The sequence below is a fragment of the Pseudomonas sp. PS1(2021) genome, assembly GCF_020405165.1.
Taxonomy (GTDB): Bacteria; Pseudomonadota; Gammaproteobacteria; order Pseudomonadales; family Pseudomonadaceae; genus Pseudomonas; species Pseudomonas aeruginosa.
On sequence record NZ_CP084484.1, the window covers coordinates 2,776,253 to 2,795,995 of the forward strand.

The window sequence follows — 19,743 nt, forward strand, 5'->3', positions numbered from 1 at the left end:
GCCCGCCCCTCCGCAGCACCTGCACAATATCGTCCGCGGCGGCCTCGCCTGCAACTCCGCTGGCAGCCTTGGCCCGGAGCAACGAAGAAAACGTGCGCAGAGCGGGGAAAACACCGGCGAACCGCGTCCCGCCCATTGTCTAGGCCCGGCCCGACACGTTAAGGTTCGTCTCCCCGTTTGCGAACTTCATGCCTGCGCCCTTTCGCAGGGGGCCTCCCGGCGGCCGGCGCCCGTGACCTGATTGAGTACCACGATGGCTGATTTACAGATCGACGACCTTAACGTTGCCTCCAACGAGACCCTGATCACGCCGGAGCAGCTCAAGCGTGAAATTCCCCTGACCGACAAGGCGCTGCAGACCGTGGCCCATGGTCGCCAGGTGGTGCGCGACATTCTGGATGGCAAGGACCACCGTCTGTTCGTGGTGATCGGCCCCTGCTCCATCCACGACATCAAGGCCGCCCACGAATACGCCGACCGCCTCAAGGCGCTCGCGGCCGAAGTGGCGGATACGCTGTTCCTGGTGATGCGCGTGTACTTCGAGAAGCCGCGTACCACGGTGGGCTGGAAAGGCCTGATCAACGATCCGTACCTGGACGACTCGTTCAAGATCCAGGATGGCCTGCACATCGGCCGCCAACTGCTCCGCGACCTCGCCGAGAAAGGCTTGCCCACCGCCACCGAAGCGCTCGACCCGATTTCCCCGCAGTACCTGCAGGACCTGATCAGCTGGTCGGCGATCGGCGCCCGTACCACCGAATCGCAGACCCACCGCGAGATGGCCTCCGGCCTGTCTTCCGCGGTCGGCTTCAAGAACGGCACCGATGGCAGCCTGACCGTGGCGATCAATGCCCTGCAGTCGGTCTCCAGCCCGCATCGTTTCCTCGGCATCAACCAGCAGGGCGGCGTATCCATCGTCACCACCAAGGGCAACCGCTACGGTCACGTGGTGTTGCGCGGCGGCAACGGCAAGCCGAACTACGATTCGGTCAGCGTCGCGCTCTGCGAGCAGGACCTGAACAAGGCGAAAATCCCGCTGAACATCATGGTCGACTGCAGCCACGCCAACTCCAACAAGGACCCGGCCCTGCAACCGCTGGTGATGGACAACGTCAGCAACCAGATCGTCGAAGGCAACAACTCGATCGTCGGCCTGATGGTGGAAAGCCACTTGGGCTGGGGCAGCCAGCCGATTCCGAAGGATCTCGACCAACTTCAGTACGGCGTCTCCATCACCGACGCCTGCATCGACTGGGCGACCACCGAGAAGAGCATCCGCAGCATGCACGCCAAGCTCAAGGACGTGCTGCCGAAACGCCAGCGCGGCTGAGCGAGGCGGAAACGAAAACGCCGGGCTGATGCCCGGCGTTTTTCATTGCGCGCCTGCTCAGGCGGCCGGATCGGCCTGACGCTGGCGACGCTCGATGTAACGCTCCACGTAGGAGCAGGACGGGATCACGCTGTAGCCCATGCGGTCGGCGTACTGCAGGGCGTGTTCGGTCAGCGCGGCGGCGATACCGCGACCCCGCAGCGAATCCGGTACGAAGGTCCGGTAGATGTCCAGCGTCTGCTTGCCCAGGTCCATATACGCCAGATAGGCACGATGGCCATCCACCGTCGTCTCGAACTGATGGCCGCCCACGTCATGATGGATGGACAGGGACTCGCTCACTTTGGATCTCCTCAACGGGTTCGTAACCCGACCCGCGCCTGATTGATAGGGTTCCTCGCGAGGATGCCCCCGCGTACCGGCCTTCAGCAGGCCGCCGGATAACTTCGTCCGTTCTCGTCCCGGCGGCTGAGCGCGCCTGGCGGACATCCTCGAAACGGGTGACCTGCACCGCATGCAAGGCCGGACTAACGATAGGGCCCATATTGCTGTCTTCCCCGGCCAGACTCAACCGTTTCTTCTGCCAGGAACGCGCAGGCGTCACTGGAGCCCTGCTCGGGAGGCCCGCGCAAGCACAATCGCGCATGACCCGCGGGTCAGCCAAAGCGCTTTACGCCGACGACGCCCATCAGTAAGGTCTGCGCCACTCCACCAAAAGGAATCCTGCCATGAGCGAGTTGATCAGCTACCAGTTCGAAGACGGCATCGCCACCCTGACCCTCAACAACGGCAAGGTGAACGCCATCTCCCCGGCGGTGATCGACGCCTTCAACCAGGCTCTCGACCAGGCCCTGCAGGACAAGGCCGTGGTCATCGTCACCGGCCAGCCGGGCATCCTCTCCGGTGGCTACGACCTGAAGGTCATGACCTCCGGCCCGGAGAATGCCGTCAACCTGGTCGCCGCCGGCTCGACCCTGGCTCGCCGCCTGCTCTCCCATCCCTATCCGGTGATCGTCGCCTGCCCCGGGCACGCGGTAGCCAAGGGCGCCTTCCTGCTGCTCTCGGCCGACTACCGGATCGGCGTCGACGGGCCGTTCCAGATCGGCCTGAACGAAGTCGCCATCGGCATGACCATGCACCATGTCGGCATCGAACTGGCCCGCGATCGCCTGCGCAAGTCGGCGTTCACCCGCTCGGTCATCAATGCCGAGATGTTCAGTCCGGCCGCTGCGGTGGATGCCGGCTTCCTCGACACCCTGGTCAGCGCCGACCAGTTGCAGGAAAGCGCGCGTGCAGCGGCCCAGCAGTTGAAGAAACTCAACATGACCGCGCACCGCAATACCAAGCTCAAGGTGCGCAAGGCACTGCTGGAAACCCTCGACCAGGCGATCGAGCTGGACAAGAAGCACCTGGGCTAAGGCCCGCTCCAGCGAAAGCCCGGTTGATACCGGGCTTTTTTTGCGCCCAATAATTACTTATTACGCAAAGGTAACTCTCCATAACTGCTATTTTTAAAAAATTATTACGAATTATCCTGATGACATTCCCAAGGAAAACCGGAGGTCATCATGAAACGCAACGTCTTCGCCGCCATTCTCCTCGGCATGGCTACCACCCTCGCAGTGCAAGCCAGCTTCGCCGACGAATCCAGCCTGATGGAAAACCGCATGGTCCAACTGAACCAGCACGCCATCGAGCAGGCCCAGCAGCAACAGGCTACGGCGCCAACCGCGAGCGACACCGATGCGCAGGGTTGAACGCCGCCTGCCAGGAACGTTTTTCTTTTCCCCGCAACCCTGAAAAGCCCGGCTCACGCCGGGCTTTTCGTTCAGGCCAGCTTTTCCTCGGCCGCCACGCCCTTGCGATAGACCTCGTAGAGAATCACCGGGATCTCCAGGTCGCCCAGGTGGCGAACCACCAGCGGCTTGACCTCGGACCAGTCCAGCCCGCCCACTCCCGTCGCCACGCAGGGCAGAGCCAGGCTGCTCACCCCTTCGCTGCGCACATAGCGGGCCAGCTCGCGCAGGGCATGGCCGACATCCTCCAGGCTCGCCTTGCCCGGCTTGGCGCTGCGACCGCTGTGCAGCATGCCCTGGGTGATCAGGTTGACGATGCACTGGGTCTTGCCCTGCTCGTCGACCCCGGCCCAGACCCAGATGCCGCCCGGCTCGGGCGCTCTGGCATGGGCGGCATGCCGGTAGTCGCGAACCATCGACGGCCAGCGTTCGCGCAAGGCGAGGGCCAGGCCGCTGTCGAAATGGTCCTGGGGCGCGATGCCGTGGGCTATCACCTGGGCCCCGGAAAGCAGAATGTCACCTTCAACTTCACGAATCATGAGCGTTTCCTTCTTGGCTTCGGGACAGGCGCTTCGTGCGCCGCCCTGCATCTTTCACCGTACGCCTTGCCCGCCGGCGCCAGTTGATGCGTATCAAGAACGGCCGGTCCCATCCGCTACGGGCCGACTAGACTGCATGCGAGGGAACCTTGGAGGCGCCTCGCCTCTCCATTGGATTCCAGCCTCGTGCCGTCTCATCCATGACAAGGAAACAACCGCCATGCCGAAATGGATTGCACTTTGCCTGATCCCGCTGTTGGCAAGCTGCGCCACCTGCCGCCAGGACAGCGACAGGGAAAAACTGCTGTACGAGAACGACATGCTGCAGGCGAAACTGATCATCGTCGCCAACGACCGCGATCGCCTGCCGCTGGCCCAGGCCCTGCTGGAGCGCGCAGCGCGCGACGACCGCAGCGGCGAGGCGGACTTCTACCAGGCCGTGCTGATCGCTCGCCGCGACGGCCAGGCCAGCGATTGCGAGCGCATCACCCGCCTCCTCGAACGTTCCGCCGAGCGACGCTACCCGCTGGCCAACGCGATGCTCTACAAGATCTACGCCGAGCCCTTCCTGTTGCCGCGCGCCGATATTCCCAAGGCCGAGACCTATCGCCAGGCCTACGCCGAGCTGCCGGTCGCGCGCAGCGGCTACCCCTCCTTCGAGCGAGCCCGGCAGGTGGTCGATCGCCTGCTCGCGCCGACTTCGTCCTGATCCATCGGGCCCGAACCCGGGCCCCGCAACCCGTACCGGTCGTTCGGCCAAAGCATCATTTCTGTCGATAGTTAATAGCGCGACAATTCGTTATCCAATCGAATTCTTCTCCGCGATCCTATGCCCATCCGAGGTATCGATCACGGAAGCCGCCATGAAACGTCGCAGCCCACGCCATTACGCCCGCAACACCGCCCTGGCCACCCTGGGTCTGTACGCCATCCTCATGCTGGTCGTGCTGAGCCTCGTCGCCGGCGCCGAAAGCGCCAGGAACGCCACACCGGACAACGACACCGCCACGACCTTCTCCAACCAGATCGGCCAGGCCCTGCCAGGCCTGCTCTCGGGGTTGAACAGTCGACGCGCCGGTTGAACGCCGGCTTCTTTCCCGGGAAACAGCATGAGAAGGCAAACACGGAAATTCTGGATCGTCGCCGCCCTGGCGATATTGACCAATGGCTACTCGCTACTCGGCCTCGCCCAAGGCTCGGCAGGCGCACTGGCGCGCACCATCGAATGCAACCAGGCGATGGTCCGCGCGCTGGCGGCCAACCTGGCGCTGAAGCTGCAGAGCGGCACCCCGCCGGCACGCCCGCAGCGCTGGATCCCGGAGCGCTTCATCCTCGACTGCCCGGCCTGAAACGAAAACGCCGCCAACCCCGGGAGGCTGGCGGCGCTCGCATGGCGCGGGGCCGGCTCAGGCGCCGGTCGGCTGGCGCGCGACGAAACGCATCATCCATTCGGCGACGACGGTGCCCTGGTGATCCCTCGCCAGGCTATCGACCCCCTTGCGATAGAGTTCCTCGCCCAGGTGCTGCTGGCGCAGTTCGAGCAGTTCGCGGGAATAGTCGTGGACGAACTCGGGATGCCCCTGGAAGCACAGCACCTGGTCGCCGATGGCGTAGGCGGCATAGGGACAGAAGTCGCTGGAAGCGATCACCCGCGCGTTTTCCGGCAGCCGGGTGACCTGGTCCTGGTGGCTGATCAACAGGGTCAGGTCCGGCAGCGCCGGGCTCATCCAGTCGGCCCGTTCGTTCAACTGGTACTGGTGGATGCCCATGCCCCAGCCCTGGCTGGCGCGCTCGGCCTTGCCACCGAGCAGCAGGGCCAGCAACTGGTGGCCGAAACACACGCCGAGGAGCTTGTCGCCGCGCTCGTAGCGGTCCAGGAGGAAGGTCTTCAGGGTCTGGATCCACGGGTCGGGACCGAAGGAGTCGGCCTTGCTGCCGGTCACCAGGTAGGCGTCGAAGCGCTCGTCGTCCGCCGGATAGCGCCCCTCCACCACGTTGTAGATGACGAATTCAGCGGCGATCGGTTGCTTGGCGAACAGTTGCTGGAACATCCGGCCGTAGCCTTCGTAGCGCTCGATCAGCTCGGGACGAAGGATATCGGTTTCCAGGATACAGATGCGGAGCGACATAAAGACTCTCTGAAGAAGTGGGGTTATTGTCGTTTTCGTTTGATTTAATTAACACAGGAGCGCGGGCAAGGGAACCGTCGCCCTGGCCTCGAAAGGAATATCCGGACGATTCGCCAAAAAACAAGCAGCCGGCAGAAAGATTCCCGAGACGCCCAGCCGTAAAGAAATCTGCACAGGAGACGGAAGGACTCCCCATGCCCGGAACCGCCACGTAAACTGGCGGTTTTCCCGCGAGGCACACGCCATGTTGCTCAAGGCAGTACGTAACGGACTGGGTCAGGCGATTATCCTCGCCGACTTCGTCAGCCGCCCCCGCAAGCTGCAGCGCAGCGCCGAGGCTCAGGCCGAGGTCGAGCGGGCGCTGCGGAACCTGTCGCTCTACCAGTTCCGCGCCTGTCCGTTCTGCGTGAAGACACGCCGCGCCATGCACCGGCTGAACCTGCCGATGCAACTCAAGGACGCAATGAACGATCCGCAGGCCCGCCAGGCTTTGCTGGAAGGCGGCGGCAAGGTCAAGGTGCCGTGCCTGCGCATCGAGGAAAACGGCCAGGTGCGCTGGATGTACGAATCCAGCGAGATCATCGCCTATCTGGAAGGTCGTTTCGCCAACGCCTGAGCGGCCGATCAACGGCCCCCGGCCGCGTCCAGGGGCAGCCGGTGGATCAGGAAACGCGCCGGCACCTCGCCCTCGCGCCCCGGCAACAGGCGGTGGCGAATGCGGGACTCGCTGACATAGGCGCAACCCTGTCCGGTGACGGTCAGGTTGACCGGCGACTCCAGGCCCTCGCGTATCACTTCGATGCCGCGCCGCCCTGGAGCGAGCGGCTCGGCGATCCGCAGCACCTTGCCGGCGCCGCTGCGGATGGCGTTCTCCAGCACGATCAGCGAGCCGTCCGGAGCCAGCGCCATGCCGTCCGGATTCTCCAGCGTTCGGGGCAGCTCCATCTCGCGCAGCCGCGGACGCGAGGCGACCCCTTCGACGACATGGATCGCCCCGCTACCGAAGTTGCCGACCAGCAGGGTGTCGTCGTCCACCCGGACGATGCCCGCCGCGCCCAGGCCGCCGGGGCCGGCCAGGCGGCTGTCGCGCAGCAACACCTGGAACGCCGGTTCCCCGGGCCGCAACCGCATCAGGCTGCCATCCCGGGTTTCGCTCAGGTAGACCGTTCCGTCGGGCGCCACCGCGAGATCGTTGCCCATCCCGTCGCCGGGCAGGGTCAGATATCGGCGCACGGCACCGGTCGCGAGATCCAGGGCGAACACCCCATGCGGCCGGCGCCGGCCAGCGGGTAGGAAGTCCGGCGAATTGCCCCAGAGCAGGCCACGCGGCTCGTCCAGCCGCAGCGCGGTGGCAGCGAAGATCGCCAGGCTGCCGGCGAAGAAGGTTTCCCACTCGCCCCCGGGAGGCTTGCGCAGGATGCGCCCGCTGGTGACCAGGCCGACGTACAGCGTTCCATCGGCGGCATGGGCGATGCCGTTGGGATACCGGGCCCCCGCTGGCAGGACGATGCTCGTCGCGGCGCAGGACGGCTCGCGCTCGCCCGGCGCACGGGCGAAAACCGGCAAGACGGTCGCCGATACCATGGATACCAGCAGCAACACGGAAGCCTGTCGTCTCATCATGCTTTCTCCGTCGATGTGCGCCCTACCAGCGCGGGGTCCGGGCGCGCACCGTGAGCGGCGCCTCCAGCGTGGCGCACTCCTCTTCGGCGAGGTCCAGCGTCAGCGCCGCGAGGGCATCCTCGAGGTGATGCGGCCTGGACAGGCCGACGATCGGCGCGGCGACACCGTTCCGGCCAAGCAGCCAGGCCAGGGCGAGTTGCGCCGGTGGAAGCCCGCGGGCAGCGGCGAGTTTCTCCAACGCGCCAAGGGTCGACTCGACTTCCTCCCTGCCGCCGTACCAGCGCGGGGCCTGTTCGTCCGTCCGGGTCCGCAGCGTGCCGGCGCTTCGCGCTCCGGCCAGCAGCCCACGCGCCAGCGGCGACCAGGGCGTCAACGCGATCCCCTCTTCCCGGCACAGCGGCACGAGGTCCTCCTCGTCCTCGCGAACGATCAGGTTGTACTGGCTCTGCATCGAGATGAATTGCGCCAGGCCGTGGTGGCGCTGGAAGGCGAGCATCTTCATGAAGCGCCAGGCCGGCATCGACGAGGCGCCGAGGTAACGGACCTTGCCGGCACGCACCAGGCTGTCGAGGGTTTCGCAGGTTTCCTCGATCGGGGTTTCCGGATCGAAGCGATGGATCACGAAGAGATCCAGGTAGTCCGTACCCAACCGCCGCAGCGAGGCATCCACGCTGGCAAGCAGATGCTTGCGCGACAAGCCGCAGGCGTTGGGCCTGTCGCTCATGGGAAAGAACGCCTTGGTGGCGATTACCAGGTCCTCGCGCTGCGCGAAGTCCCTGAGCGCGCGTCCGAGGATCCGCTCACTCTCGCCGGTGGAATAGATATCGGCACTGTCGAAGAAGTCGATCCCGGCTTCCAGCGCCTCGCGAATGAACGGACGCGCCCGTTCCTCGTCCAGCACCCATGGACGCCACGCCGGATCGCCATAGGTCATGCACCCCAGGCAGAGCCGGGAGACTTTCAGGCCGCTATTGCCAAGACGGACATGCTGCATCGTACGACCTCGTCGGAAGGCTCTGAAAAGAGCGGTTTCCCCGGTCCACCCTGTTCATGAGCCAGGTTTCCCGACGATGCTATATTGCTGCCGAATAGCTAACTATCCTGGAAAAATCTCTTTCACTGATCGAGTTATTTTAATAATCCAATGAAAAAGCCCGATCTCGCCGGTCTCGCCGCCTTCGTCGCCATCGCTCGCGAACGCAGTTTCCGCCGCGCCGCCGCCACCCTCGGCGTAACCCCGCCGACGCTCAGCCACACCCTGCGCGAACTGGAAACCCAGGTCGGTATCCGCCTGCTCAACCGCACCACTCGCAACGTCTCGCCGACCGAGGCCGGCGAGCACCTGCTGGCACACCTGGACCCGGCGTTCGAAGACATCGCCGCCGCGCTGGACAGCCTTAACCGCTTTCGGGAAACGCCTCACGGCCTGGTACGAATCAACGCACCGCGAAACGCCATCGGTCTCGTCCTCGCGCCACGTTTCGGCGAACTGGCCCGCGACTATCCCGGCATCACCCTGGAAGTGGTGGCGGACGAGGGTTTCGCCAATATCGTCGAAGCCGGTTTCGACGCCGGCATCCGCCTCGGCGAAGACCTCCAGCACGGCATGCGCGCCGTGCGGGTCGGCCCGGACCTGCGCTTGGCCATCGTCGCGACCCCGGCCTACTTCCGACGGAAAGGCAGGCCGGGTAGCCCGGAGGAATTGCTCGGCCACCGTTGCATCGGCTGGCGCAAGGTGTCTTCCGGAGAGCTTTACAAATGGCAATTCAGCAAGGGCACGAAAGCGCTTTCGGTGGCCGTGAGCGGACCGCTGGTCCTCGACGACCCGCGCCTGATGCTACAGGCGGCGCTGGCCGATGTCGGGATTGCCTTCGCCATCGAGGAGGAAGTCGCCGAGCACCTCGCCGCCGGCCGCCTGGAACGGGTCCTGGCGGATTGGTGCGCCCCCTTTCCCGGTTTCCATCTCTATTATCCGAACCGCCGCAACCACCCGGCGGCGTTGAGCGCCGTGATCGACCTGCTGCGCTACCCCGGCGAGGAACACCCAGGTCCCGCGTAGGCACATCGGCGGAAGCGCCCGTGGCGGCCTGGAGGCAAGCATGGAGGCTGGCCTGTATCGACGCACGGCGTAGGGCGGATAACCGCATCGCGGTTATCCGCCGAATCTCGGTATATCGGCGGATAGCGCCTGTGGCGCTATTCGCCCTACCAATGGCGGCTGGAGGCAAGGGCCTGTACCGACGCGCGGCGTAGGGCGGATAACCGCATCGCGGTTATCCGCCGAACCTCGGCATATCGGCGGATAGCGCCCATGGCGCTATTCGCCCTACCCCTGGCGGCCTGGCTGGCAAGAACCAGGGGATACCGGGGTGGCGTCATCCGCCGCGGTACACGACCACGAGAAAGCCGGCCCGAAGGCCGGCTCTCCATGCGACGCCAGGACTCAGAACAGCTCGCCCTTCGCCGCCTTCTCCAGCAACAGCGCCGGCGGCTCGAAGCGCTCGCCGTACTGTTCGACCAGGTATTGGGCGCGGGCGATGAAGTCCTTCAGGCCGTACTGGTTGATGAACTGCAAGGCGCCCCCGCTCCAGGCGGCGAAACCGATACCGAAGATCGAGCCGATGTTCGCGTCGGCGGTGGAGTGCAATACCCCCTCCTCCACGCAACGCACGGTCTCGATGGCCTGGATGAACAGCAGGCGGTCGCGTACGTCCTCGGCGGATATTTGCGCATCGGGCTTCTCGAAGCGGCTCTTGAGTTCCGCCCAGAGATGTTTCCTGCCGTTCGCCGGGTAGTCGTAGAAGCCGGCGCCGGCCGCCTTGCCCGGGCGCTTGTACTCATTGACCATCAGGTCGATCACGGCGAACGCAGGGTGCGTCGGCAGAGCCTTGCCCTCGGCCTCGAGGTCGCGGGCGGTCTGGTTGCGGATGTGGGTCATCAGGCTCAGGGAGACTTCGTCGGAAATCGCCAGCGGCCCCACCGGCATACCGGCCTGGCGCGCCTGGTTGTCGATCATCGCGGCGCTCACGCCTTCGCCGAGCATGGCGATGCCTTCGTTGGTGAAGGTGCCGAATACCCGCGAGGTGAAGAAGCCGCGGCTGTCGTTGACCACGATCGGCGTTTTCTTGATCTGCAGTACGTAGTCGAAACCGCGCGCCAGGGTTTCGTCGCTGGTCTTTTCGCCGCGGATGATCTCCACCAGCGGCATCTTGTCCACCGGGCTGAAGAAGTGCAGGCCGATGAACTTCTCCGGCCGCGCCACCGCCTGGGCCAGACCGGTGATCGGCAGGGTCGAGGTATTGGACGCCACTACCGCATCGGCCAGGGCATGCTTCTCGGCCTCGGCGGTGACCTTGCCTTTCAGCGCGCGGTCCTCGAAGACCGCCTCGATGATCAGGTCGCAGCCTTCGAAGTCGGCTTCGCTGACGCTCGGCACGACCCGCGCGAGGAAGGCGTCGCGCTTCTCGGCGGACAGGTGCCCGCGCGCAACTTTCTTGTCCAGCAGCCTGGCCGAATAAGCCTTGCCCTTCTCCGCCGCTTCCAGCGAGACGTCCTTGAGCACCACCTCGATGCCGGCCGCCGCCGATACGTAGGCGATGCCCGCGCCCATCATCCCGGCGCCGAGCACGCCGACCTTTTTCGTCGCCCGCACCGGATACCCCTGCGGCCGCGACTTGCCGGCGTTGATCTCGTTGAGCTGGAACCAGAAGGTGCCGATCATGTTCTTCGCCACCTGGCCGGTGGTCAGCTCGGTGAAATAGCGCGCCTCGATCAGTTGCGCGGTGTCGAAATCGACCTGGGCGCCCTCCACTGCCGCGCACATGATCTTCTCGGGCGCCGGGAAGCAACCCTTGGTCTTGTCGCGCAGCACCGACGGTGCGATGGCCAGCATCTGCGCCACGTTGGGACTGGCAGGCGTACCGCCGGGAATCTTGTAGCCGGCGCTGTCCCAGGGCTGCTTCGCCGCCGGGTTGGCGAGGATCCAGGCGCGGGCCTTCTCCAGCATTTCCTCGGGGCTGTCGGCCAGTTCGTGGATCAGCCCGGCCTTGAGCGCTTCCGCCGGACGCACCTTCTTGCCTTCGGCGAGGTACGGCAGGGCTTTCTCCAGGCCAAGCAGTCGCACCATGCGCACGATCCCGCCGCCGCCCGGCAACAGGCCGAGAGTCACCTCCGGCAGGCCGAGCTGCACGCCGGGATTGTCCAGGGCGATGCGGTGGTGGCAGGCCAGGCAGATCTCCCAGCCGCCGCCCAGCGCAGCGCCGTTGATCGCGGCGACCACCGGCTTGCCGAGGGTCTCCAGGCGCCGCAGTTGGCCCTTGAGTTCGAGGATGCCCTGGTAGAAGGCCGGGGCGTCGGCCTTGGTGACCTTGATCAGCTCGTTGAGATCGCCGCCGGCGAAGAAGGTCTTCTTCGCCGAGGTCAGCACCACGCCGGCGATCCCCTCTTTCTCCGCCTCCAGCCGCGCGATGGTCTTCGCCATCGCCTCGCGGTAGACACCGTTCATGGTGTTGGCGCTCTGCCCGGGCATGTCCATGGTCAGGACGACGACGTTGTCCTGGCCTTTTTCGTAACGGATAGCGTCAGTCATTCCGGTTCTCCCTTCACACGCGCTCGATGATGGTGGCGATGCCCATGCCACCGCCTACGCAGAGGGTGGCCAGGCCGTAGCGCAGGTTGCGCCGCTCCAGTTCGTCGAGCAGCGTGCCGAGGATGATGCAGCCGGTGGCGCCGAGCGGGTGGCCCATGGCGATGGCGCCGCCGTTGACGTTGACCTTGCTTTCCGCCACGCCCATGTCCTTCATGAACTTCATCACCACCGAAGCGAACGCCTCGTTGACTTCGAACAGGTCGATGTCTTCCACCTTCAGACCGGCCTTGGCCAGGGCCTTGCGGGTCGCCGGCGCGGGGCCGGTAAGCATGATGGTGGGGTCGGTGGAGGTCACCGCGGTAGCGACGATCCGCGCCCGCGCCTTCAGGCCCAGTTCGCGGCCCTTGGCCTCGGAGCCAATGAGCATGGCGCTGGCGCCGTCGACGATCCCCGAGCTGTTGCCCGGCGTATGCACGTGCTCGATGCGCTCGACCTGGCTGTACTTGCGCAGCGCGGTGGCGTCGAAGCCCATCTGCCCCATCATCTCGAAACTCGGTTTGAGCGCGGCGAGCCCTTCCAGGGTGGAGTCGGCGCGAATGAACTCATCGTGGTCGAGCAGGACGATGCCATTCTGGTCGGCGACCGGCACCAGCGACTTGCCGAACAGCCCTTCGGCGCGGGCCTTGGCGGCCTTCTGCTGGGAGCGCAGGGCGAAGGCATCGACATCGGCGCGACTGAAGCCTTCCAGGGTGGCGATCAGGTCGGCGCCGATCCCTTGCGGGACGAAGCTGGTGTGCAGGTTGGTTTCCGGATCCAGTGCCCAGGCGCCGCCGTCGGAGCCCATCGGCACGCGTGACATGGACTCGACGCCGCCGACCAGGACCAGGTCCTCGAAGCCGGAGCGTACCTTCATCGCCCCCAGGTTCACCGCCTCCAGGCCGGAGGCGCAGAAACGGTTGATCTGCACGCCGGCAACCTGTTCGTCCCAGTCGGCCACCAGCGCCGCGGTCTTGGCGATATCGGCGCCCTGGTCGCCCACCGGCGTCACGCAGCCGAGCACGATATCGTCGACCTGGGCGGTATCCAGGTCGTTGCGCCGCTGGACCGCGCGCAACAGCCCGGCCATCAGGTTCACCGGCTTGACGCTGTGCAGCGCGCCATCCTTCTTGCCCTTGCCGCGGGGAGTACGCACGGCGTCGTAAATGAATGCGTCGGTCATGGCGGTCTCTCTTATCCTGTTCTCGTCCGGCCGAGCGGGCCTCCGCCTACCTTAAACAGGCTCGCCGGCGGGACAATGACCGAACCGCTCAGGCTGATTGACCGCCCAGCTCAGCCTGCAACGCCGGGAAGATAGCACCGTGCCATCTTTCGACCGGAAACCCGGACACCGGACGAACGGTCGAGACGCACGCCAGAGCCGTCACCACGCTGTCATATAGAGGGAATATGTCTAGACCGCAGCAGCTTGTATCCAAGTGGTCTAAGCCCGCGCAGGCCGGGGCTTAGACTGATTCATGCAAGCGTTCGAAAGGGAGGTCGACGCCGGGGATGCCGGGCCGACCGAAGAGTACGCCACTGCGTGGCAAGCCGTTCCGCCGGGCCGTAGCGCGGAGCAGGCAGCCACCCGACAACAAGAAAGGCAGACAGGCCATGTTGAACGAGCAGCCAAAAAGATGGCGGCAAGCGAGCCTCATCGTCTTCGCCACCACAGTCATCCTGATCCTTCCCAACCTTAACAGTCTGATCCGCTAGGGCACCCGCTGCCTGCACGCTGCGCACCGCCTCGCGGTCAGCGCAGCGCAGGCAGCCACCAGGTCAGCAGCAGCGGAATGAAGGCGAACGACAGCAGGGTCGAACACAGCACCAGGCTGGCGACCTGATCCGGCGAACGATTGCCGCGCAAGGCGTAGAGATAGTTGAACACCGCCACCGGCATCGACGACTGCACCACCAGCACCCCCTGCGCCAGCGGCGGCAATTGCAACGCCAGCGCCACCGACCAGCCCACCAGCGCCCCCAGCAGAAGACGCAGGCCGCCATAGAAGAAGCCATTGCCCAGTTGCCGCGGGCGGATGCTGGCCAGGGACACGCCGAGGGTGATCAGCATCAGCGGAATGGTCAGCCCGGCCATCAGGTCGACGGTATTCGCCATCCAGCGTGGCAGTTGCAGGTCGAGCCCCATCAACAACAAGGCCAGCAGCACGCTGAGCAGGATCGGATTGCCCAGCAGCGAGCGCCAGGAGCGCTCGCCGCTCATCCAGAACACGCCGAGGCTGAAGTTGCCGATCGACATGATCAGGTAGAACGCCACCGCCAGGGTCATCCCCGCCTCGCCGAACGCATACAGGCACACCGGCAGGCCCATGTTGCCGACATTCGGGAAGCTGTAGGCCGGCACCAGCACCTGCCACTCCTGGCGCCCGAGGCGCGCCGCCGCCCAGCCCAGCGCAGCCATGCAGACGCAGATCAGCGCGCTGGCCAGGGCCATCCGGCCGAAACTGTGCAGGTTCACCCGGGTATGCGCCAGGGTGGCGAGGATCAGGCATGGCGAACCGATGTTGAACACGATGCGCGAAACGAACTCGGTCGGATAGGCGTGTCCGAGACGGACCCAGACGTAACCGACACCGGCGCCGAACAGCACGGGCGCCATCACGGCGAACAACTCGGCGAGCACGGGAACCCCTTGGTTAGCCAGCTATGCAATGGCCCGCATGCTACCGCGAGGCCCCCGTTCCGTGCCAATCTCTCGCTCCATGCCATAACCGGCGGATGCACGAGGAACCCGCATGCCTGTCACTCTCCCGCGCCTGGCGTTGCTAGGTGCCCTGCTCTTCCCTGTGGCTGCCGCCTGGGCCGCCGAGCTCCGCCTGGAACTGCCGGGGGGCACGCAGACCTGGAGCAGCGAAGAACTGCTCAGGCATCCGCAGGCCCGCGACCTGGACATCCCGGCCGACGTCGCCTACCGCCGGAACATGCGCTACCGCGCCGTGCCACTGGCGGCGTTGTTGAAAGGCGTGCATCCCGAAGACCATTTGCAGGCCGTGGCCAGCGACGGCTTCGCCGCCGAGTTGCCGGCCGCCCCGCTGCTCGCCGAACAGGGCTCGCAAGCCTGGCTGGCGATAGAGGATCCGCAGCGCCCCTGGCCGCCGCTGGGCGCGGGCAAGCCGTCCGCCGGGCCGTTCTATCTGGTCTGGAGCAAACCCGAGGAAAAACGCATCGGTCCGGAGCAATGGCCCTTCCAGGTCGTCCGCATCCGCTACCAGTCCCCTCTGGCCGAACGCTTCCCGGCCCTGCTGCCGGCCGCTGACGCCAGCGCGGAGGTGCGCGCCGGCTTCGCCGTGTTCCAGAAGAACTGCCTGGCCTGCCACCGTCTCAACGGTGCCGGCGACGCCCAGTTCGGCCCGGACCTGAACCTGCCGTACAACCCCACCGAGTACTTCCAGCCGCAATTCCTCGCCCGCTACATCCGCGACCCGCAGGCGCTGCGGCAATGGCCGCAGGCGAAGATGCCGGCGTTCCCGGAACGGGTGATCGACGACCAGGAGTTGCGCCAGTTGATCGGCTACCTGCGCCACATGGCCGGCCGCAAGGCGGGCGCGGCCGGCTGAAGCGGCGTCAGATGTTGTACGCCGAGGGCGGCGACGGCAGGCGCTCCAGCAAGTCGTGCAGGCCGGCGCTCCACTGGCGGCGGATGGCGCTGAAATAGGCGTCGTCCTCGGTGACCCGGTAGCCCTCCGGCAGGATCAGGCTGTCGCGGTGGTAGACCAGCAGGTCCAGCGGCATGCCCACCGAGAGGTTGCTGCGGATGGTCGAGTCGAACGACACCAGCGCGCAGCGCAGGGCCTGCTCCAGCGGCGTGTCGAAAGTCAGGTTGCGGTCGAGGATCGGCTTGCCGTACTTGCTTTCGCCCAGTTGCAGGAAAGGCGTGTCCGGCGTGGCCTGGATGAAGTTGCCCTGGGGATAGATGCTGTACAGCGCCGGCGGTCCGCCGGCGATCTGCCCGCCGACCAGGAAGGAACAGCTCAGGTCGGTATTGCCGGCCAGATTGCCGCTGTCGCGGGCCAGCACCTCGCGGGTGGTCTCGGCGACCAGCGCCGTGGCGTCGTAGACCGAGGGCACGTTGAGCAGGCTGGCGCCGTCCCGGCGGATGCGCTGCTGCAGCAGGTTGATCACCGATTGCGAGGTCGCCAGGTTGCCGGCCGTCTGCACCACCAGCAGGCGCTCGCCGGGCGTGCCGAAGGTGAACAGCTTGCGGAAGGTGGCGATATGGTCGATCCCGGCGTTGGTCCGCGAATCGGAGGCGAACACCAACCCATCGGCCAGGTGCATCGCGACACAGTAGGTCATCTCGAATCTTCCTTATTCCGTCCGTCCCCGCCCCTCAAGCGTAAAGGCAATCGCCGATAACGCCAGGCGCGCAATGGATCGTCACTGTTGCTGCACCTGCAGCAGCGGCGCGCTGACCAGCACCCTCGCATGCATCTGCTCGCAACCGCCGCCACGGCGCAAGCCGCGCACCGGGCAGGCATCGAGGTAGTCGAGGCCGACGGCCAGCTTGAGATGGCGCTCCGGACGGCCGAGCCGGTTGGTCACGTCGAAGCTGTACCAGCCGTCGCCGAGCCAGGCCTCGGCCCAGGCATGGCTGGCCAGGTGCGTATCGTCCTCGGTGTAGAGGTAGCCGGAGACGTAGCGCCCCGGCACGCCCTGGCTGCGGACGCAGGCGAGGAAGGCATGCGCATGGTCCTGGCAGACCCCGGCGCGTGCGCCGAAAGCCTCGATGGCGGTGCTGTCGACGCGGGTCGCCCCCGGCTGGTAGAGGATATGCTCGTGCAGCGCATGCATCAGGTCGAGCAGGCCGCCGCGGTCCTTGCGGCCGCCCATGGCGCGTTCGGCGAAGGCGCGCATCTCGGCATCGGCGCCGGTCAGGCGGGTGCTGCGCAGGAACGGCAACGGCGACTGGCGATCGTGCTCCACCTCGCGCTCCTCGTCGATCTCGACCAGGCCGTGGGCGGCGATCAGGACCGACTCATGCGGTTCGTCCAGGGTCAGGACGTGCAGGATGTTGCCGTACGGATCGCGCAGCGGCCGCGCCGGGCGCGGCAGGTCCAGGCGCCAATCGACCACGTGCTGGCGCTCGCTGTCCTGCGGGGTCAGGCGCAGGTACTGGATGCTGGCGCGCACCCGGTCTTCGTAGCGATAGGTGGTGTCGTGGGTGATCGAGAGTCTCATGCGGCCTCCAGGTAGGAGCTGTGAATGGCGTTGGCCAACTGGCGAACCAGCAGGATGTAGTCGGTGATCCAGGTATGCAGGCCCTGTTCCAGCACCTCGTCGATGCCGGTGTAGCGCACCCGTGCCTCCAGCTCGGCGGCCAGGCGCTGCGCCGGCCGGCCGTTGACGCCGGGCAGGCCGGAAAGGATCTCGCTCAGTTCCTCGATGCAGGACAGCAGCGAACGTGGCACGTCCTCGCGCAACAGCAGCAATTCGGCGATGTTGCGCGCGTTGGGCGAGGCGCGGTACAGCTCGGTGTAGCCCTCGAAGGCGGATAGCGCCCGCAGCAGCGCGCTCCACTGGTAGTAGCCGCGCGCGGTGCCCTCGTCCGCCCCGGCGAGCGCCGCTTCGCCCTGGGTCTGGTAGCGCGCATCGAGCAGGCGCAAGGTATTGTCGGCGCGTTCGATGAAGGTTCCGAGACGGATGAAGCGGAACGCATCGTTGCGCATGCTGGTGGCGAAGGTCGCGCCGCGGAACAGGTGCGAGCGGTCCTTCACCCATTCGCAGAAACGACTGATGCCATAGCGCAGGATGCCCTCGGCGGCGATGCCGCGCATTTCCAGCCAGGTGGCGTTGATGTTCTCCCACATGTCCAGGGTGATCCGCCCGCGTACCGCATGGGCACTGGCGCGCGCTGCGGCCAGGCAGCTGTAGATGCTCACCGGGTTGTCCGGGTCGAGGGCGAAGAAACTCAGCAGGCGCTCGGCGGCCAGTTCGCCGTGGCGCTCCAGGTAGGCGTCGAGGGTGCCGGTGATCAGCAGCGGCATGGCCAGTTCGTCCAGGCCGCCGCCGTTGCGGTCCTGCGGCAACAGCGACAGCGAGTAGCTGACGTCGAGCATGCGGGCGAGGTTCTCCGCGCGTTCCAGGTAGCGCGACATCCAGTACAGGTCGGAAGCGGTCCGGCTGAGCATGCTTATTCCTCCACCACCCAGGTGTCCTTGGTGCCGCCGCCCTGGGACGAATTGACCACCAGCGAGCCTTCGCGCAACGCCACCCGGGTCAACCCGCCAGGCACCAGGCGAACCCGATCCGGCGCCGACAGGACGAACGGCCGCAGGTCGATATGGCGCGGCGCGACGCCGCTCTCGACGAAGGTCGGGCAGGTCGACAGGGACAGCGTCGGTTGCGCGATATAGGCCTCCGGGCGAGCCTTCAGGCGCTCGCGGAACAGCTCGATTTCCTCCCGGCTGGCCGCCGGTCCGACCAGCATGCCGTAGCCGCCGGAACCCTGGGTCTCCTTCACCACCAGCTCCGGCAGGTGCGCCAGGACGTGCGCCAGTTCCTTCGGCTTGCGACATTGCCAGGTCGGCACGTTGTGCAGTAGCGGGTCTTCGCCGAGGTAGAAGCGGATCATGTCCGGCACGTAGGGATAGATCGACTTGTCGTCGGCCACCCCGGTACCGATCGCGTTGGCCAGCACCAGGTTGCCGGCCCGGTAGGCGGCCAGCAGGCCGGGCACGCCGAGCAGCGAATCCGGGTTGAACGCCAGCGGGTCGAGGAAAGCGTCGTCGATCCTTCGGTAGATCACGTCCACCGGTTGCGGTCCGGCCGTCGTGCGCATGTAGACCCGCTCGTCGCGGACGAACAGATCGGCGCCTTCGACCAGTTCCACGCCCATCTCGCGGGCGAGGAAGGCGTGTTCGAAGTAGGCGCTGTTGAAACGTCCCGGCGTCAATACCACCACGCTCGGCGATTCGACGTCACTGGCCCGCTTTAGGGTGTCGAGCAGCAGGTCCGGGTAGTGGTCGATCGGCGCCACGCGCTGGCGGACGAACAGCTCGGGGAACAGGCGCATCATCATCTTGCGGTTTTCCAGCATGTAGGAAACACCGCTGGGCGTGCGCAGGTTGTCCTCCAGCACGTAGTAGTTGCCGCTGCCGTCGCGGACCAGGTCGACCCCGGCAATGTGCGCGTAGACGTTGCCCGGCAGGTCCAGTCCCTGCATCGCCAGTTGGTACTGGTCGTTGGCCAGGACCTGCTCGGCAGGAATCACCCCGGCCTTGAGGATGCGCTGTTCGTGGTAGAGGTCGGCGAGGAACAGGTTCAGCGCCTGGACGCGCTGGATGCAGCCGGCCTCGATGTGCGCCCACTCCGCCGCGGGAATGCTGCGCGGGATGGTGTCGAAGGGGATCAGGCGCTCGGTGCCCTGCTCGTCGCCGTACAGAGTGAAGGTGATGCCGGCGCGGTGGAACAGCAGGTCGGCTTCACGCCGGCGTTGCAGCAGTTGCTCTTCAGGGGTGTCGGCCAGCCAGCGAGCGAATTCCCGATAATGCGAGCGGCATTCGCCGCCAGCATCGTGCATCTCGTCGTAAAACATGCGTGCCATGCCGGACTCCTTGTCGTCACGAACGATGGGGAACTCGCAAAGCCCGTGCCAGCGCGCGGATCACGGCTCGTCGGCGATTCGCAGGGTCGGCGCGGCGGGTTCGCCCCAGTCTGGTGCATCCTGCCCACAAGGAGAGGAAGG

General features: G+C 66.0%; 21 protein-coding genes. 9 read left to right on the forward strand and 12 right to left on the reverse strand.

Annotated elements, in window-relative coordinates; all coding sequences use genetic code 11:
- Window positions 1-253 precede the first annotated feature (253 nt).
- Window positions 254-1,330: a 3-deoxy-7-phosphoheptulonate synthase gene (locus tag LE197_RS13230; RefSeq protein ID WP_003087765.1), complete on the forward strand. Its 1,077-nt coding sequence runs from the start codon at window positions 254-256 to the stop codon at window positions 1,328-1,330.
- 57 nt (window positions 1,331-1,387) lie between these two features.
- Here LE197_RS13230 and LE197_RS13235 read toward each other — a convergent pair whose 3' ends face one another.
- Window positions 1,388-1,672, reverse strand: coding sequence for a GNAT family N-acetyltransferase (locus LE197_RS13235; protein WP_003087762.1), 285 nt, complete (start codon window positions 1,670-1,672; stop codon window positions 1,388-1,390).
- A 386-nt stretch (window positions 1,673-2,058) separates the two neighbouring features.
- Here LE197_RS13235 and LE197_RS13240 point away from each other — a divergent pair, with 386 nt between their 5' ends.
- Window positions 2,059-2,748 carry a crotonase/enoyl-CoA hydratase family protein gene (locus LE197_RS13240; protein WP_003087759.1) on the forward strand — a complete coding sequence of 230 codons (690 nt, stop codon included), beginning with the start codon at window positions 2,059-2,061 and terminating at the stop codon, window positions 2,746-2,748.
- Between the two features lie 150 nt (window positions 2,749-2,898).
- Complete coding sequence (locus LE197_RS13245) at window positions 2,899-3,087, forward strand: hypothetical protein (protein WP_003087758.1); 189 nt, start codon at window positions 2,899-2,901, stop codon at window positions 3,085-3,087.
- Window positions 3,088-3,158: 71 nt separating this feature from the next.
- Here the strand turns inward: LE197_RS13245 and LE197_RS13250 are convergent, their stop codons facing one another.
- A complete protein-coding gene (locus LE197_RS13250) occupies window positions 3,159-3,665 on the reverse strand; it encodes a macro domain-containing protein (protein WP_003087757.1) in 507 nt (168 codons plus the stop codon).
- Between the two features lie 220 nt (window positions 3,666-3,885).
- On the opposite strand from LE197_RS13250, the gene LE197_RS13255 reads away from it, so the two are divergent.
- From LE197_RS13255 to LE197_RS13265, 3 genes are all read left to right on the forward strand, one after another.
- A complete protein-coding gene (locus LE197_RS13255; protein ID WP_003087756.1) occupies window positions 3,886-4,374 on the forward strand; it encodes a hypothetical protein in 489 nt (162 codons plus the stop codon).
- A gap of 154 nt (window positions 4,375-4,528) precedes the next feature.
- A complete protein-coding gene (locus LE197_RS13260; RefSeq protein WP_003098091.1) occupies window positions 4,529-4,747 on the forward strand; it encodes a hypothetical protein in 219 nt (72 codons plus the stop codon).
- A 27-nt stretch (window positions 4,748-4,774) separates the two neighbouring features.
- Window positions 4,775-5,014 carry a hypothetical protein gene (locus LE197_RS13265; RefSeq protein ID WP_003087754.1) on the forward strand — a complete coding sequence of 80 codons (240 nt, stop codon included), beginning with the start codon at window positions 4,775-4,777 and terminating at the stop codon, window positions 5,012-5,014.
- 57 nt (window positions 5,015-5,071) lie between these two features.
- On the opposite strand, the gene LE197_RS13270 is transcribed toward LE197_RS13265, so the two are convergent.
- Window positions 5,072-5,794, reverse strand: a complete 723-nt coding sequence (locus LE197_RS13270) for an amidotransferase (protein ID WP_003087753.1) — start codon at window positions 5,792-5,794, stop codon at window positions 5,072-5,074.
- Window positions 5,795-6,038: 244 nt separating this feature from the next.
- Here LE197_RS13270 and LE197_RS13275 point away from each other — a divergent pair, with 244 nt between their 5' ends.
- Complete coding sequence (locus LE197_RS13275; RefSeq protein ID WP_003087752.1) at window positions 6,039-6,410, forward strand: glutaredoxin family protein; 372 nt, start codon at window positions 6,039-6,041, stop codon at window positions 6,408-6,410.
- An 8-nt stretch (window positions 6,411-6,418) separates the two neighbouring features.
- On the opposite strand, the gene LE197_RS13280 is transcribed toward LE197_RS13275, so the two are convergent.
- Together LE197_RS13280 and LE197_RS13285 are read right to left on the reverse strand one after the other, a co-directional pair.
- Window positions 6,419-7,417: a hypothetical protein gene (locus tag LE197_RS13280; RefSeq protein WP_023108971.1), complete on the reverse strand. Its 999-nt coding sequence runs from the start codon at window positions 7,415-7,417 to the stop codon at window positions 6,419-6,421.
- Between the two features lie 22 nt (window positions 7,418-7,439).
- Entirely contained in the window at window positions 7,440-8,411 is a 972-nt protein-coding gene (locus LE197_RS13285; RefSeq protein ID WP_003117709.1) for an aldo/keto reductase, read from the reverse strand.
- Between the two features lie 150 nt (window positions 8,412-8,561).
- On the opposite strand from LE197_RS13285, the gene LE197_RS13290 reads away from it, so the two are divergent.
- On the forward strand, window positions 8,562-9,476 hold the full coding sequence (locus tag LE197_RS13290; RefSeq protein ID WP_023108972.1) for a LysR family transcriptional regulator: 915 nt from the start codon (window positions 8,562-8,564) through the stop codon (window positions 9,474-9,476).
- A 384-nt stretch (window positions 9,477-9,860) separates the two neighbouring features.
- Here the strand turns inward: LE197_RS13290 and LE197_RS13295 are convergent, their stop codons facing one another.
- From LE197_RS13295 to LE197_RS13305, 3 genes are all read right to left on the reverse strand, one after another.
- Window positions 9,861-12,005: a 3-hydroxyacyl-CoA dehydrogenase NAD-binding domain-containing protein gene (locus tag LE197_RS13295; protein WP_023108973.1), complete on the reverse strand. Its 2,145-nt coding sequence runs from the start codon at window positions 12,003-12,005 to the stop codon at window positions 9,861-9,863.
- 13 nt (window positions 12,006-12,018) lie between these two features.
- Entirely contained in the window at window positions 12,019-13,224 is a 1,206-nt protein-coding gene (locus LE197_RS13300; RefSeq protein WP_003087747.1) for an acetyl-CoA C-acetyltransferase, read from the reverse strand.
- A gap of 570 nt (window positions 13,225-13,794) precedes the next feature.
- On the reverse strand, window positions 13,795-14,682 hold the full coding sequence (locus LE197_RS13305; protein WP_023108974.1) for an AEC family transporter: 888 nt from the start codon (window positions 14,680-14,682) through the stop codon (window positions 13,795-13,797).
- A gap of 112 nt (window positions 14,683-14,794) precedes the next feature.
- On the opposite strand from LE197_RS13305, the gene LE197_RS13310 reads away from it, so the two are divergent.
- Window positions 14,795-15,616 (forward strand): cytochrome c, encoded by an 822-nt coding sequence (locus LE197_RS13310; protein WP_003100707.1) that lies wholly within the window; start codon window positions 14,795-14,797, stop codon window positions 15,614-15,616.
- Between the two features lie 7 nt (window positions 15,617-15,623).
- On the opposite strand, the gene LE197_RS13315 is transcribed toward LE197_RS13310, so the two are convergent.
- The 4 genes from LE197_RS13315 to LE197_RS13330 form a co-directional block, all read right to left on the reverse strand.
- Entirely contained in the window at window positions 15,624-16,355 is a 732-nt protein-coding gene (locus tag LE197_RS13315) for a hypothetical protein (protein WP_003113561.1), read from the reverse strand.
- A gap of 81 nt (window positions 16,356-16,436) precedes the next feature.
- A complete protein-coding gene (locus LE197_RS13320) occupies window positions 16,437-17,237 on the reverse strand; it encodes a transglutaminase family protein (RefSeq protein ID WP_003100717.1) in 801 nt (266 codons plus the stop codon).
- Window positions 17,234-18,187 carry an alpha-E domain-containing protein gene (locus tag LE197_RS13325; protein ID WP_226034075.1) on the reverse strand — a complete coding sequence of 318 codons (954 nt, stop codon included), beginning with the start codon at window positions 18,185-18,187 and terminating at the stop codon, window positions 17,234-17,236. The genes LE197_RS13320 and LE197_RS13325 overlap by 4 nt, the downstream gene beginning before the upstream one ends.
- A 2-nt stretch (window positions 18,188-18,189) precedes the next feature.
- Window positions 18,190-19,602, reverse strand: coding sequence for a circularly permuted type 2 ATP-grasp protein (locus LE197_RS13330; protein ID WP_003087741.1), 1,413 nt, complete (start codon window positions 19,600-19,602; stop codon window positions 18,190-18,192).
- Between the last annotated feature and the right edge of the window lie 141 nt (window positions 19,603-19,743).

Excerpts from the sequence above, each read along its gene's own strand:
- LE197_RS13230 (WP_003087765.1), top strand. The coding sequence starts at position 254 with ATGGCTGATTTACAGATCGACGACCTTAACGTTGCCTCCAACGAGACC.
- LE197_RS13240 (WP_003087759.1), top strand. The coding sequence starts at position 2,059 with ATGAGCGAGTTGATCAGCTACCAGTTCGAAGACGGCATCGCCACCCTG.
- LE197_RS13245 (WP_003087758.1), top strand. The coding sequence starts at position 2,899 with ATGAAACGCAACGTCTTCGCCGCCATTCTCCTCGGCATGGCTACCACC.
- LE197_RS13250 (WP_003087757.1), bottom strand. The coding sequence starts at position 3,665 with ATGATTCGTGAAGTTGAAGGTGACATTCTGCTTTCCGGGGCCCAGGTG.
- LE197_RS13255 (WP_003087756.1), top strand. The coding sequence starts at position 3,886 with ATGCCGAAATGGATTGCACTTTGCCTGATCCCGCTGTTGGCAAGCTGC.
- LE197_RS13260 (WP_003098091.1), top strand. The coding sequence starts at position 4,529 with ATGAAACGTCGCAGCCCACGCCATTACGCCCGCAACACCGCCCTGGCC.
- LE197_RS13265 (WP_003087754.1), top strand. The coding sequence starts at position 4,775 with ATGAGAAGGCAAACACGGAAATTCTGGATCGTCGCCGCCCTGGCGATA.
- LE197_RS13270 (WP_003087753.1), bottom strand. The coding sequence starts at position 5,794 with ATGTCGCTCCGCATCTGTATCCTGGAAACCGATATCCTTCGTCCCGAG.
- LE197_RS13275 (WP_003087752.1), top strand. The coding sequence starts at position 6,039 with ATGTTGCTCAAGGCAGTACGTAACGGACTGGGTCAGGCGATTATCCTC.
- LE197_RS13280 (WP_023108971.1), bottom strand. The coding sequence starts at position 7,417 with ATGATGAGACGACAGGCTTCCGTGTTGCTGCTGGTATCCATGGTATCG.
- LE197_RS13285 (WP_003117709.1), bottom strand. The coding sequence starts at position 8,411 with ATGCAGCATGTCCGTCTTGGCAATAGCGGCCTGAAAGTCTCCCGGCTC.
- LE197_RS13290 (WP_023108972.1), top strand. The coding sequence starts at position 8,562 with ATGAAAAAGCCCGATCTCGCCGGTCTCGCCGCCTTCGTCGCCATCGCT.
- LE197_RS13295 (WP_023108973.1), bottom strand. The coding sequence starts at position 12,005 with ATGACTGACGCTATCCGTTACGAAAAAGGCCAGGACAACGTCGTCGTC.
- LE197_RS13300 (WP_003087747.1), bottom strand. The coding sequence starts at position 13,224 with ATGACCGACGCATTCATTTACGACGCCGTGCGTACTCCCCGCGGCAAG.
- LE197_RS13310 (WP_003100707.1), top strand. The coding sequence starts at position 14,795 with ATGCCTGTCACTCTCCCGCGCCTGGCGTTGCTAGGTGCCCTGCTCTTC.
- LE197_RS13315 (WP_003113561.1), bottom strand. The coding sequence starts at position 16,355 with ATGACCTACTGTGTCGCGATGCACCTGGCCGATGGGTTGGTGTTCGCC.
- LE197_RS13320 (WP_003100717.1), bottom strand. The coding sequence starts at position 17,237 with ATGAGACTCTCGATCACCCACGACACCACCTATCGCTACGAAGACCGG.
- LE197_RS13325 (WP_226034075.1), bottom strand. The coding sequence starts at position 18,187 with ATGCTCAGCCGGACCGCTTCCGACCTGTACTGGATGTCGCGCTACCTG.
- LE197_RS13330 (WP_003087741.1), bottom strand. The coding sequence starts at position 19,602 with ATGGCACGCATGTTTTACGACGAGATGCACGATGCTGGCGGCGAATGC.